Genomic DNA, 13,059 nt, shown 5'->3' with positions numbered 1-13,059 from the left:
GTTAGTTTATCTATAAAATTATTCGTCAAAACTAATACTTTCCCTTTTTTAAATATCATTTTTTTCTGTTTTTTCTCTGTTTTGGGACCATTTTGCGATTAAAATTCTTCTGATGACCGCAATATTTTGGAAAAGCCTGACCCCAAAAGCAAATACTGCTGCTAAGTACAAGTCTACACCAAGATGGACACCCAGAAAAGCTAAACTTGCTGCCAGCAGGATGTTAAAAAAGAAACCGGAAACGAAAACTTTTTCATCATAAATATTTTGAAGCTGCGCCCTGATCCCTCCGAATAGAGTATCCAATGCAGCAAGAACAGCAATGGAAAGATAATTCGAGTATTCATCCGGCACTTTTATATCTGTCATAAGTCCAAGTATCACACCAATGATCAATCCTAAAACAGGAAGCCACATTATGATTTGCCTCCTTCGTCAGGTTTCACAGGCTCCATATGTCTGATTCTCAATGCCTCATCATATGCAGGAATCGTGACAGGCTCTGCAGACTTTTCCACCTTAACCCTCAGATTGTCAATGAAAAATTCTTCGGCAGTATTTGATACTTGCATGCGATTAAAAAGCTTCTCGGCAGATTGGGCATTCTCAGTTATTACTTTCACTTCTATAGGCAGGCGATTTAAGGCAAATCCGTCTATCATGGTCTCACTGTTGATATCCCTTATGACTGTCGTGTTGATGATCCTTCTGCCTCCAATGGAAATGTGCTTGGCATCATACATATTTAACTCATTGACAAGCCTCTTGAGCAAATCCGGGGAAACAGAATCAGCCTGTTTGCCCAGAAGAAGCTCCTCATGCACCGGTTCAATGCTTATGATTATGCCTGGTCCCGTCACTTCACTTAGTCCGGCTTCCATTTTTAATTCTTCCAGCGTATCACGAAGCACTTGCTCTTTGCTTTGTTTGCGCTTTGTTTCATATTGGGCAATTTTTTCTTCATTTGAACTAATTTCCCGCAAAAGTTTTAATTGCAGTTCTTTTTCTTTAAGAATGTCACCTCTAAGCTGCCAGGTATCCCTTGTATCCCGGACAGCCGGTTCCTTAACTGTTTGAAACTGTATGGCAATCATAAAGCCAATTATTACGGTTATAAAGGTAAAGCTGAATTTCTTCTTGCTGTCCACTTTAATTCCACCTTGCTTTCCCGAATAAATTATTCTGTGGACAAATTAATACTGCTTACAATGCTGGATTGGCTTTACGAACCCAGTAATGGTTCCATGATGATTTCGCCCTTTTTTTCTAATGTGAAATGGATGTTTTCATCCACCAATGTGTCTTTTACTCCGCCTGTCAGATTCAGAGCAGAGGAAAGCACCTCGGCATCACCAATGGCAGTGATGACAAAAGGGGCGGGATGCTGGTAGCCGTCAACTTCTATAACAGGCCCATTGCAAACAATATAGGAACTGTGTGATAATCTTTGGCCATTTATAGCTACTGCGGAAGCTCCGGAAATATAGAGTTCATTAATAACCTTAAAAACATGGTGTTCATGGACGATATAATTGTTAATATTATCTTCATCCGGATCGTAGTCACCGTCTGCCAGAGTTACTTCCACTCCTGTACCTTTTACTTTTACTTTACCAAGATGCATCCTGTACTTCTCAGCATCCTCGGCAAGATTAAAATAAACCTGGGCTTCCTGTGAAAGCTCTTTTTCAATGTCAAGAACGTTTTCCTGTTTTGTATTTAATTCTTTTTGAAGAGCTCTGTTTTTTTCCTCCAATTCGACAAGCTGATTACGAAGTTCCAAATCTCTTTCCCACTGTTTTCCGCTTAATGCCGGCTTTTCATCTTCTCCCTGTGTAAGGTGATAGGAAAAAGCCATCATGTAACCCAGTACGAGAAACACCAGGGAGAATATTACATGATTACCCTTCACCTTCATTTTCTTTTTCAACTTCTTCAGCTCCCTCTGTTTCATAAGCTTTAAAGTAAGATCCTACTTCCAAGTCGATGATTCCTTTTTTCTCAGGATCCAGCTGGCTTATGATAGAAGGGTAGTGTGCCATTTTTTCTGAAAAGCTTCTTAAAGTAGCACTTACTTCAAAACCATCATTCATATACAAAGTAATATGGTTGGAATCTGTCTTTTTGGGAGAATGATGGATTTCGGAAATCGAATTTAACACCTCTTCAGGCAGTGATTCAAGCTCCCCAATCATCATGTTAAGGATGTCGCCCTCAGAAAAGTCATTAAGGATGGGAGCGTTGACAGGGATTTCCGCAACCTTTTCATCCTTTAATATGCTCCCATTCTCCATAACAGGAAGGTAATGCTTCTCTTTCGCTATGTAGGCAATGCGCTTCAGTTCATCTACCTGTATATTAATTGTGCTTGGCAGCTGAATTTTAACAGTTGAAGATTTTATTTCAGGCAGTTCTTTAAGCTTACCCTCAATAGCCTCTTCGTCAACCTTCCAAATATTTGTTTTTTCAGTAACACCGCTAATTTGAATAATTTCTTCTTTATCGTAAATTGAATTGCCGGATACCTTAATTTGTTTAATATGGCTTAAGGGCGATTGAAAGTAAATAACTAAAACAATCAGCGAGAAAAAAAGCAGCAGCAAAAAGATCAGTCTTCTGTTCGCTTTCTTCTTTCTTTGCTGTTTAAGCTTCGGTATTCGATCCTCAAGCGAGACAACCTTACTTTTCTCCACTTTTATCACCCCATTAAGAAAAGCACAAGCGCCTTGCCCACCCCCGACAATTCGAGGGGATAGGCGCTGGAGCTAGACAGTTATAGAAGTTTAGAGTATACCTTCATATTTTTTCAGAATAGCGCAAGGACAATAAATTAAAACAAAGCAGCTTGTCCAGCAAAATTTATGCAATACTGAATTAGGGAAGAGAACGGCATGTAAACCATGCCGTTTTTACTACATTTACTGTTATCTAATAAATTATTATATCACAATAAATGGTATACGTAAGGTATTATTCCCCGTTACTTTCGACCGATTATTTCCACTTCTGTCTCCATCTTTACTCCATACAAATCAAAGATTGTATCCTTAATATGCTGAATTAATGCAAGTACATCTTCCGCTTTGGCATCTCCCGCATTCACGATGAAATTCCCATGCATATTGGAAATTTGCGCACCGCCGATGCTATGGCCCTTCATTCCGGCTTTTTCTATCAGCTGGCCAGCATATTCCGGAAGCGGGTTACGGAAAATACTGCCTGCACATGGGTAGTTCCAAGGCTGGGTTTCCTTTCTGTAATCCTTATTTTTTTGCATTGCAGAGGAAATTTTTTCCCTGTCTCCCTCTGTAAGCCGGAAAACGGCCTCCAGAACAATACCCGGACGTTTCTTTTGAAGGACGGATGTTCTATAAGAGAATTCCATTTCTTCGTTCGTGAGCCATTCCATCTTCCCATCTTCGAAAAGAACATGTGCTCTGGTCAGGATCTGCGAAATATCAGAACCGTGAGCACCAGCGTTCATATAAACTGCTCCGCCTACAGACCCGGGAATTCCGCTGGCAAATTCAAGACCTGACAAGCCTTTTTTGCTGATAATTGTGGAGAGGGCAACCAATGAATAACCCCCGCCTGCTCTTAATTCCGCACCATTAAGATCCAGTTGATCCATGCCGCGGCCCAACTTAATGACCACTCCTTCTATGCCTCCATCAGATACGAGCAAATTAGATCCTCTTCCAATTGCTCTCCATTTCATTTTATAGCTCTGGATCAGTTCCATCGCTTTTGCCAGGTTTTCTATGGAAGAAGGCTCAATAAACAAATCGGCGGGTCCGCCAATTTTCATTGTTGTATGATTAGCCATCGGCTCATTTTCTTTAACTGTTCCGATGTTTAATTCTCTAAGCTTGCTGATAAATTCGTCCATATTTACCTCCCTTTCTATTGATCTGTGCCTAAATTTATTTATTCTATGCAAATTTACTATTTGGGGCTACTTCACCTTATTGGAGACCAATTCGGCCATTAATGTGTATAGCCTATTTGATGCATCACGGATTCCAAGTTTTTTTGAAGCTTCCTTCATGTTACTCATCTTATCTTTATCGAGAATGATTCGGTCGATGCTGTCAATAAGCTTTTTCCCTGTTAACTCTTTTTCAAGCAATAGTTCTGCAGCACCATGGTCGCTTAGCGCCCTTGCATTTTTCTCCTGGTGGTTATTTGTTACATATGGGCTTGGGATTAAAATGCTCGGGATTCCTAAAGAGGTAATCTCTGCCAAAGTTGTGGCTCCAGCACGTGACACGACCAGGTCTGCTCCGGCCAGCACTTCTGGCATATTGTGAATAAATGGTTTAATCATTACATTTTCAGGGCTTCCGACCAGTTCTATTTCTTTTTGTACATCCTCATAATGGACGTCCCCTGTGATATATAAAACCTGATATGACTTTTCACCCAGCTCAGCCAGAGTTTTTAGAACTGCATCATTGATTGGCCTTGCCCCTCTGCTGCCTCCAAAGATTAACACAGCAGGGACACCCGTTTTTAATCCTGCTGATAGTCTCCCCCTGATCCCATCCTGTCCCAGCACCTCTGAAGCACGAGGATTTCCTGTCATGACTGTTTTAGTATCCGGAAAAAAAGCCTTTGCTTCTTCAAAGCAGACTGCGATTTTATCAACATATCTGCTTAAAAACTTATTGGTTAATCCCGGGACGCTGTTTTGCTCATGGATTATGGTTGGGATGCCAAGCTTTGATGCAGCATATACAACAGGACCACAAACATAACCGCCGGTGCCGATCACGACATCCGCATTAAATTCCTTAAGCATCTTTTTACTTTCACGAACGCCTTTTAGGAACCTTAAAACAGTTTTAACATTTTCCAAAGAAAGTTTTCTTTTAAAACCCGTTATATGTATTGATTTAAAAGGGATATTTTCACGATTGACAATCGTATTTTCAAGCCCTTTTTCAGTTCCAATATATAAAAATTCGGCATCTTTATGTTCTTTCTTTATTTGTCTTATAAGCGCAAGTGCCGGATATATATGTCCGCCAGTTCCTCCGCCGCTAACAGCAATTTTCATTCTTTCACCTCAAAAAAGAGTCTAATTATCAAAGAAATCTAAGCTTTATTTTATGAACAAATATAAAGCTTACAGATTTAGTGAAGGTCATCCAGCGTTCGAGCGGAAAACACTCCCCCTCTTTTCCCTATTCTACTATATTCAAAACAAATAGATAGGAACGTACATCATAATGTTAAAGAAATGTAATAATGTGCAAAATTGCAAAGAAGTTTGATAATTCTTCTATGCTGGATAAATTATTTCTTCCAAAAAAGAAACCCTGCTTCACAGGGTTTCCGAATAGCATGTTATAAAATGCGCTAGTACCTTGCATATCTGCTTATATTAAGCAGAACCCCTATAGCCATGAGCATCAGTGTCAAAGACGATCCCCCGTAGCTCAGAAACGGAAGTGTGATGCCAGTAACAGGCATCAGTCCTGTTACTACTCCAATATTTATCATTACCTGAATAGCGACCATTGCTATGATCCCAACAGCCAAGAAACTCCCATATAAATCAGGGGCGCCCAGTGCTATGCGGATGCCGCGCCATAAAAGAAGTGCAAATAATAAAATGACAAAGGATCCCCCTATAAATCCCAGTTCCTCAGCTAAAATAGCAAAGATAAAATCTGTCTGCGGCTCAGGAAGATAAAAAAACTTCTGTCTGCTTTGTCCAAGACCAAGGCCAAACAACCCTCCAGGCCCTATTGCATATAAGGACTGGATAATCTGAAATCCGCTGCCCAGAGGATCTTCCCATGGGTCTAGAAATGAAGTAATCCGCTTTATCCTGTATGGGGCCGACAGAACAAGTGCGACAAATCCGGCTAAACCTGCAACGCCAAACCAGACAAAGTGGCTGATCCTCGCTCCCGCGATAAAAATCATGACGACGCAAGTACCCACCATTACAGTTCCAGTGCCTAAATCAGGCTGCAGCATTATTAATCCAAATGCTAAAAATACAAGCCCTAAAGATGGAACAAGACCTTTTCTGAAAGAGGTGATCAGCTTTTGTTTTTCGGAGAGGAATTTTGCCATAAACACAATCATGGCAAGCTTCATAAACTCGGAAGGCTGAACAGAAAATGCTCCTACACCAATCCAGCTCCGCGAGCCATTTCGCACATTGCCGATTCCCGGAATGAGCACCAGGAGCAAAAGTACAAAACAGACAATGATTAAAACCTTTGCCCATGTTCTCCAGGTCCAATAATCCACATTCATGATAAAAAACATCGCAATAATTCCAACTCCGGCAAAAAGCATTTGCCTTTTCGCAAAAAAGAAAGAATCATCAAATTTATAATCTGCCCAAATTGCACTTGCACTATATACCATAGTCAATCCTACAGCAAGCAGCATAAAAGTGACGATCATTAATATAACATCGGGAGTGGTTTTTTTGGTCGGCAACGAAAACACCTCGAATGCAAGTTTTAGGGCTATCAAGGAACTTTTTTCCTGCCGCAAATAAACTTACCTGTTTTCCGGAAGTCTTATTGCGTTCCTTATTAAAGCTCTAAATGTCACGCGAAGCAGATGTATGCCTTTGCTGAAGTTCCCATAGTCCCGCAGACAAGCCCTTAATTAAGCTTATGCACCGCATCTATAAACATGTCTCCCCGAACCTCAAAAGTTTTATATTGGTCCCAGCTTGCACAAGCAGGAGAAAGCAGAATCACATCTCCTGGCTCTGAAAGCTTAAAGGCGGCAGGTACGGCTTTTTCAACATTATCGACACGCTCAATTATTTTTATTCCCGCTTCCATCGCTGCATTTTCAATCTTTTCAGCTGTTTGTCCAAAGGTTACAAGAGCTTTTACCCTTTTGAGAGATGGGATGAGTTCATCAAAGCCATTTCCGCGGTCAAGACCGCCTGCAAGAAGAATGACAGGCTGATCAAATGCTGACACTGCATTCTTCGTTGCTAAAATGTTCGTTGCTTTAGAGTCATTATAAAATTTCCTGCTCTGGTATTCGCCTACATACTGCAGGCGGTGTTTGACTCCGGTAAACGAACTTAGAACTTGGCTAATGGCTTCATTCCCGACACCTGTCAGCTTGGCAGCAGCCACTGAGGACAGGATATTCTCAAGATTGTGCTCTCCCGGCAATGAAACATCTTTTCTTTTCATCACTTGTTCATCATTAAAATAAATCCAGCCATCTTTGACATATGTCCCTTCAGACAGGACTCTGGAGGTTGAAAAAGGTATTATTTTCGCCTCTGACCGTGCAGCGGCTTCCATTACTTTATCTTGATCGGCATTGACTATGAAATAATCCTTTTCAGTCTGATTCATCGTAATATTGGCTTTGGCTGCATGATACTCTTCTCTAGTGCCATGATAATCCAAATGGGCATCATATAAATTTGTTAAAATGGCGATTCTCGGCCTGAAATCCTGAATACCCATCAGCTGAAACGATGAAAGCTCAATCACGATATTATTTTCTTCTGCAGCATTCTGGGCAACCTCGGAAGCTACTGTTCCAATATTTCCTGCTATCAGCGGCATTTTGCTTCCTGCCTGAAGCATTTCAAACACAAGAGTAGTTGTGGTGGTTTTTCCATTGGTACCTGTAATCGCAATAAAAGGAGCTTCAGAGACCTGAAAGGCAAGCTCCACCTCTGTAATGACCGGTATGCCCTTTTCAAGAGCTCCTTTTATCATTGGATTATGGTAAGGAATACCCGGATTTTTTACAATCAGCTCGAACCCCTCTTCCAGAAGTTCAATTGGATGGCCCCCGCATATAACCGTAATCCCTTGTTCAAGCAGTCCTTGAGCTTCAGGATTTTCCGCAAGAGGCTTAAAATCGTTAACAGTTACAAATGCTCCGAGCTTATGTAAAAGAGAAGCTGCACTCACTCCGCTTTTGGCCAGACCCAGTACTAATATTTTTTTATGTCGATAGCGATTGACTTCTTTCACTTACACCCACACCTCAATATAGATTCCTAAGATTGCAAATAATAGGCCTACGGTCCAGAATGTAACGACAACACGCCATTCTGACCAGCCCACCAATTCATAATGATGATGGAGCGGGCTCATACGGAAGATCCGCTTCCCGGTGGTCTTAAAAGATGCCACCTGTAAAATAACAGATAATGTTTCAATAACAAAAACACCGCCGATAATAATCAGGATGATTTCAAGTTTTGTCAAGATGGCTATGGTCGCAATAGCCCCTCCCAAAGCCAGTGATCCTGTATCTCCCATAAACACCTTTGCAGGGTGGGCATTAAAGACAAGGAAACCCAATACCGCTCCCACTACAGCTACAGAAAAAATGGAAACTTCAAATTGGGATTGATTCCATGCCAGTACTGCAAATGCTCCAAAAGCGATTGCAGCAGTTCCTGAAACAAGACCATCAAGTCCATCTGTCAGATTGACAGCATTCGAGAATCCGACCAGCCAGAAAATAATAAATAAAACATACCACCAGCCCAAATCAATCGAAATGTCTGTCAGCGGAATATGCACTTCTGTTGAAAAATCATTTTGCTTGAAAACAAAATAAAAAATAACAGAAATAATGATTTGGCCCAGAAGCTTCTGCTTTGAAGTCAGACCTAAGTTGCGCTTTAATACTACTTTAATAAAGTCATCAAGAAAACCGAGGAGTCCAAAGCCCAGGGTAACCAGCAGCAGCAAATAAGTTTCTACAGTAGGCCCTGAAAATTTCCCGGTCATAAGCAAAGTGGTCACCGTAACAGAAAGAAGAATCATGATTCCGCCCATTGTCGGGGTACCTGTCTTTTTCTGATGGGATTTAGGGCCTTCTTCACGGATGCTCTGCCCGAATTTTAGTCTTCTCAGGAAGGGAATAAAAATGGGAGACAGCAAAACAGTTATTAAAAAGCCTGCCAATATTGTGAAAAAAATAACTTGCTCCATCATACTTATCCCCTCCTTTCCCGCTTGGCATTTCCTGCAGCTTCCGCTAATCTTTCAGCCATCACAGCAATATCATATGTTGCTTCGTTTTCTTTAAGACTTTTTTCACCTGAAATAAGGAAATTAGTTGTGTTCATCTTTTCTTCTGATTTGTTTAATTTTTCTATATATAATTTCATGATGTCCTTTAAGCCTTTCGTTAAGTCGTTAGTATAAAAAATAGGGAAATGATTTGGGGTATATGCCGGCGTCTCTGCATTCTCATGCCAGAGAGCAGCAACAGCCCCCTTTTCTATAGCTTCTTTCAGATTTCCGGCCTCTCCAAAAGGAATATAAATTCCTTTTGGCTGCAGAGCGGAAGAGGAGGAAGCGACCGTATGAAATTCAAGCTCATTATCCTTTATCCCTTTTACGGACGGAAACAATACCGCTAAATCCCGATACATCAAATACATTTTATCGCTCCTCTATAGCCTCTTTTGCGACAAGACGGTCATCAAAGTCGAAAACCTGGTTCCCTACCTGCTGATATGTCTCATGGCCCTTGCCAGCTATTAAAATAACGTCTCCTTTACTGGCATTTTTCACGGCATAGTGAATGGCCTCTTTTCGATCGGCGATTGTTTTATAACTTTCACCTTTTACTCCCTCTTCCATATCCCTAAGGATTTGGATTGGGTCTTCACTTCGGGGATTATCAGAAGTAAAGATCGGGTCTGTACTGTACTGGCATGCAATTTCAGCCATTAGCGGCCGCTTGGATCTGTCCCTGTCTCCTCCGCATCCCACGATGGTAAAAATGCGTTTCAGGGCAAATTGCTTTACCGTTTCCAAAGCATTTTTCAGGCTGTCAGGAGTATGTGAATAATCAACAATCACAGAAAAATCCTGACCTGCATCTACGGTTTCAAATCTGCCTGCTACGCCTTTAACTTCTTCAGCAGATTTGATGATTTGCGAGATTGATATCCCTGAAGCGATCCCTGCACCTATGCTGGCAAGGACATTATAGATGCTGAATTTGCCTATCATTTTCAGAGATACTTTATGCTTTCCAAATGGAGAGATTAAGTCAAATTCTGTCCCGCCAGAAGTCATCTGAATATTAATTGCCCGAAGGTCAGCTTCCTGATCAATTCCATAGGAAATGACATGAGCTGCCGTCGATTTTTCATATTCTGCAGAAGCAGGGTCATCTGAGTTTAAAATGGCATATTTCGGCTCTTCATGATTATAGGAGCTTCCGAGCTGGGCAAAAAGCAGCCCTTTTGCTCTCCTGTATTCATCCATTGTTTTGTGATAATCCAGATGATCCTGAGTCAGGTTTGTAAATACGGCTATATTAAAATCACACCCATGAATGCGTCCTTCATCAAGTGCATGTGAAGACACTTCCATTACGGCTGAATCTACACCTGCATCTGCCATTTTTCTAAATGTGCTTTGCAGAGTCAAACTTTCAGGAGTGGTATTTTTCACTTCAAAGGTTTCATCGGCAATCTTCGTATACATCGTGCCAATTAAGCCGGTTTTCCTTCCTGCATCAGCAAGGATCTTCTCTATTAAATGGCTTGTTGTTGTTTTGCCATTGGTTCCTGTTATGCCAATTAAATGAAGCTGCTTGCTCGGCTGTCCATAAAAAGCATCAGCCAGCACAGCCATGGCCCGTTTTGTATTCTTTACCACTATAACCGGGATATCCAAATCCAATTCTCTTTGGGCAATGACTGCTGCTGCACCTTTTTCGGCAGCAGAGGCCGCAAAATCGTGGCCATCCACCGTATAGCCCTCAATACAAACAAACAGACTTCCAGGTGTAACTTTCCGGTTATCGTTAACAATCGCTGTAATTTCCGGGTTTTCCCCTTTAAAAGTCATATATGGCTGCAAAAATCGCAGCAATTTATGTAATTCCATGTCTACCAATCCTCTCGTGTTAAACAGAACAATTTAATCCTTTTTTACTGCCTCTTGTCATATTCATTTCTAAGTTCTCAAACTAACATTCTATATGATGGCGATATATATTGTACATGATAATTGCTTTTTTAGCTATTTAATATATAGAACCCAAACCCTGAAAGTATGTTGCAGTTTCCTTACAAACAAAAAAATTCAGGCGGCGCAGGATAATGCCGCCCTCAGTCCTATTCTTATTTGTCGTCAAAATACAGCCGGATCGTTGAACCTTCCTTTAACTTGATGCCAGGCTGAGGCGTTTGCTTGACCACTGTATTTCCTGTGCCGCTCGCATCAATTTTCAGGTTAAGGTAGAGCTCACCCAGATCCTTCTTTGTCAGGCCGACCATATCAGGAACTTCAATCATTGGTGAATCCATCCATGTCAGTTCTTTTTCAATTTGATTTTTCCGCGGCTTTACACCCATCGCCCGCAAGCTGTCCCCCATGATCTCTCCGACAATTGGAGCAGCAACTACCCCGCCAAATTGAATAGTTCCTTTTGGATTATCCACAGCCACATAAACAACAAGCTGCGGATCATCTGCAGGTGCGAATCCTATAAATGATACAATATGGTTATTTTCCAGGTAACGGCCGTTTTGCGCTTTTTGTGCAGTTCCAGTTTTACCGCCTACACGGTACCCGTCTACAAAGGCCTTTTTTCCCGACCCTTTTGCCACAACTGATTCAAGCGCTTTTCGGATTTCATCTGATGTTTCCTTTGATATTACTTTTCTCTTTGCATCAGGTGATTTTTTCATCAATATTTCCCCGGTAGCCGGATTAATAAGCTCTTTGGCTATATAAGGGGTATATAATGTTCCCCCATTAACGGCAGCCGAAATGGCTGCTACCTGCTGAATCGGAGTCACAGAAACTCCCTGTCCAAAAGCAGTAGTTGCCTGCTCAACTGGGCCAACCCGGTCGAGATTAAATAGAATCCCTTTCCCTTCGCCCTGCAGGTCGATACCGGTCTTTTCTCCGAATCCAAAGTCGCGGATGTATTTAAACAGTTTATCTTTGCCTAATCGCTCACCGAGCTCTACAAAACCAGGGTTACAGGAATTCTGAACTACTTCCAAATAAGTCTGGCTGCCATGGCCGCCCTTTTTCCAGCATCTTAGTCTTGCACCGCCAACTTCAACAGATCCCGGATCATGAAAATGATCCTTTTCCAAGTCTACCTTGCCTTCTTCTAACGCAGCTGCCAGAGTGATGATTTTGAATGTAGAACCAGGCTCGTATGTACTCCAGATTGGCAGGTTGCGGTTGTAAATTTCCGGGGGTACATTCCTAAAATTCGCAGGGTCAAAATCAGGCCTGCTGGCCATGGCAAGAACTTCCCCGTTATTTGGATTCATGGCAATTGCTATTATTCCATCAGGGTTGTATTCAGCCTGAGCAATATCAAGCTCCCTTTCTACGATTGTCTGAATCTTGGAATCGATAGTGAGCTTTAAATCCATACCATCAACCGGCGGCTTGTAGTCATCCGCCATATCGTTCATCCGTTCTCCCTTTGCATTCGCATAAAACTTAACAGATCCTTTTTTTCCTTTTAGTTCTTCATCATAATATAATTCCAGCCCCATAAGACCCTGATTATCAATTCCCGAAAACCCCAAAACATGTGAGAGATAATTCCCGAAAGGGTAATGGCGTTTTGAATCTTCACCAATGTATATGCCTTCAATTTCCAGTGCACGGATTTCTTTCGCTTTTTCATGGGAAATTTTTCGGCCTTCAGGGATTTTCACACTTGATTCTCTTTTGGTGATCAGCTGGTAAGCTTTTTCTTTTGACATATTCAGCACTGCAGCCAATTTCTCTGCAGCATCAGCAGGATCTTTTATTTGCCTGGGTACAACATAGACAGTTGGAGCACTGACATTCGTAGCCAGTGGAATACCGTTGCGGTCGACGATTTCTCCTCTTTCCGGTTCGAAAGGGATGTCTCTGCTCCATAGTTCCTTTGCGCCATCTGTAAGCAAATTCCCCAGAAAGAATTGAACATATCCAAGACGCAAATCAATAATAAAAAAAACGAGAATACCAACAAACAACGCTACAGTCAGCCGTTTTCGAACGGTTACATTTGAAACACGCATGTACGGACGAACCTCCTTAGATTATGGCTCGT

General features: G+C 41.6%; 12 protein-coding genes. All 12 read right to left on the bottom strand.

The features are described from left to right. Positions 1–48: 48 nt before the first annotated feature. The 12 genes from AC0VZ9_RS09580 to AC0VZ9_RS09525 all read right to left on the bottom strand — a co-directional run bounded on the left by AC0VZ9_RS09580 (position 49) and on the right by AC0VZ9_RS09525 (position 13,027). Positions 49–417, bottom strand: a complete 369-nt coding sequence (locus AC0VZ9_RS09580; protein ID WP_019381715.1) for a small basic family protein — start codon at positions 415–417, stop codon at positions 49–51. Continuing rightward, the gene (locus tag AC0VZ9_RS09575; protein ID WP_019381714.1) at positions 417–1,148 is read right to left on the bottom strand and encodes a DUF881 domain-containing protein; all 732 of its coding nucleotides are present in this window, start codon (positions 1,146–1,148) and stop codon (positions 417–419) included. The genes AC0VZ9_RS09580 and AC0VZ9_RS09575 overlap by 1 nt, the downstream gene beginning before the upstream one ends. A 74-nt stretch (positions 1,149–1,222) precedes the next feature. Beyond that, complete coding sequence (locus tag AC0VZ9_RS09570) at positions 1,223–1,954, bottom strand: DUF881 domain-containing protein (protein WP_009330872.1); 732 nt, start codon at positions 1,952–1,954, stop codon at positions 1,223–1,225. Beyond that, complete coding sequence (locus AC0VZ9_RS09565) at positions 1,902–2,693, bottom strand: cell division protein FtsQ/DivIB (RefSeq protein ID WP_009330874.1); 792 nt, start codon at positions 2,691–2,693, stop codon at positions 1,902–1,904. The genes AC0VZ9_RS09570 and AC0VZ9_RS09565 overlap by 53 nt, the downstream gene beginning before the upstream one ends. Before the next feature lie 287 nt (positions 2,694–2,980). Further along, positions 2,981–3,889 carry a UDP-N-acetylmuramate dehydrogenase gene (gene murB / locus AC0VZ9_RS09560; RefSeq protein ID WP_251175665.1) on the bottom strand — a complete coding sequence of 303 codons (909 nt, stop codon included), beginning with the start codon at positions 3,887–3,889 and terminating at the stop codon, positions 2,981–2,983. Between the two features lie 66 nt (positions 3,890–3,955). Beyond that, a complete protein-coding gene (murG, locus tag AC0VZ9_RS09555) occupies positions 3,956–5,059 on the bottom strand; it encodes an undecaprenyldiphospho-muramoylpentapeptide beta-N-acetylglucosaminyltransferase (RefSeq protein WP_251175664.1) in 1,104 nt (367 codons plus the stop codon). Positions 5,060–5,361: 302 nt separating this feature from the next. Beyond that, a complete protein-coding gene (spoVE, locus tag AC0VZ9_RS09550) occupies positions 5,362–6,462 on the bottom strand; it encodes a stage V sporulation protein E (RefSeq protein WP_009330880.1) in 1,101 nt (366 codons plus the stop codon). Between the two features lie 170 nt (positions 6,463–6,632). Further along, the gene (gene murD / locus AC0VZ9_RS09545; RefSeq protein WP_251175663.1) at positions 6,633–7,985 is read right to left on the bottom strand and encodes a UDP-N-acetylmuramoyl-L-alanine--D-glutamate ligase; all 1,353 of its coding nucleotides are present in this window, start codon (positions 7,983–7,985) and stop codon (positions 6,633–6,635) included. Next, positions 7,986–8,960: a phospho-N-acetylmuramoyl-pentapeptide-transferase gene (gene mraY / locus AC0VZ9_RS09540; RefSeq protein ID WP_009330885.1), complete on the bottom strand. Its 975-nt coding sequence runs from the start codon at positions 8,958–8,960 to the stop codon at positions 7,986–7,988. Between the two features lie 2 nt (positions 8,961–8,962). Then, entirely contained in the window at positions 8,963–9,412 is a 450-nt protein-coding gene (locus AC0VZ9_RS09535) for a hypothetical protein (RefSeq protein ID WP_251175662.1), read from the bottom strand. Between the two features lies 1 nt (position 9,413). Then, positions 9,414–10,874, bottom strand: a complete 1,461-nt coding sequence (locus AC0VZ9_RS09530) for a UDP-N-acetylmuramoyl-L-alanyl-D-glutamate--2,6-diaminopimelate ligase (protein ID WP_251175661.1) — start codon at positions 10,872–10,874, stop codon at positions 9,414–9,416. Positions 10,875–11,110: 236 nt separating this feature from the next. Beyond that, positions 11,111–13,027 (bottom strand): stage V sporulation protein D, encoded by a 1,917-nt coding sequence (locus tag AC0VZ9_RS09525; RefSeq protein ID WP_009330892.1) that lies wholly within the window; start codon positions 13,025–13,027, stop codon positions 11,111–11,113. Positions 13,028–13,059: the final 32 nt, after the last annotated feature.

It is taken from the genome of Cytobacillus sp. QJM3NY_8, from assembly GCF_056173585.1.
This window is presented reverse-complemented; position numbering and strand designations above follow the sequence as displayed.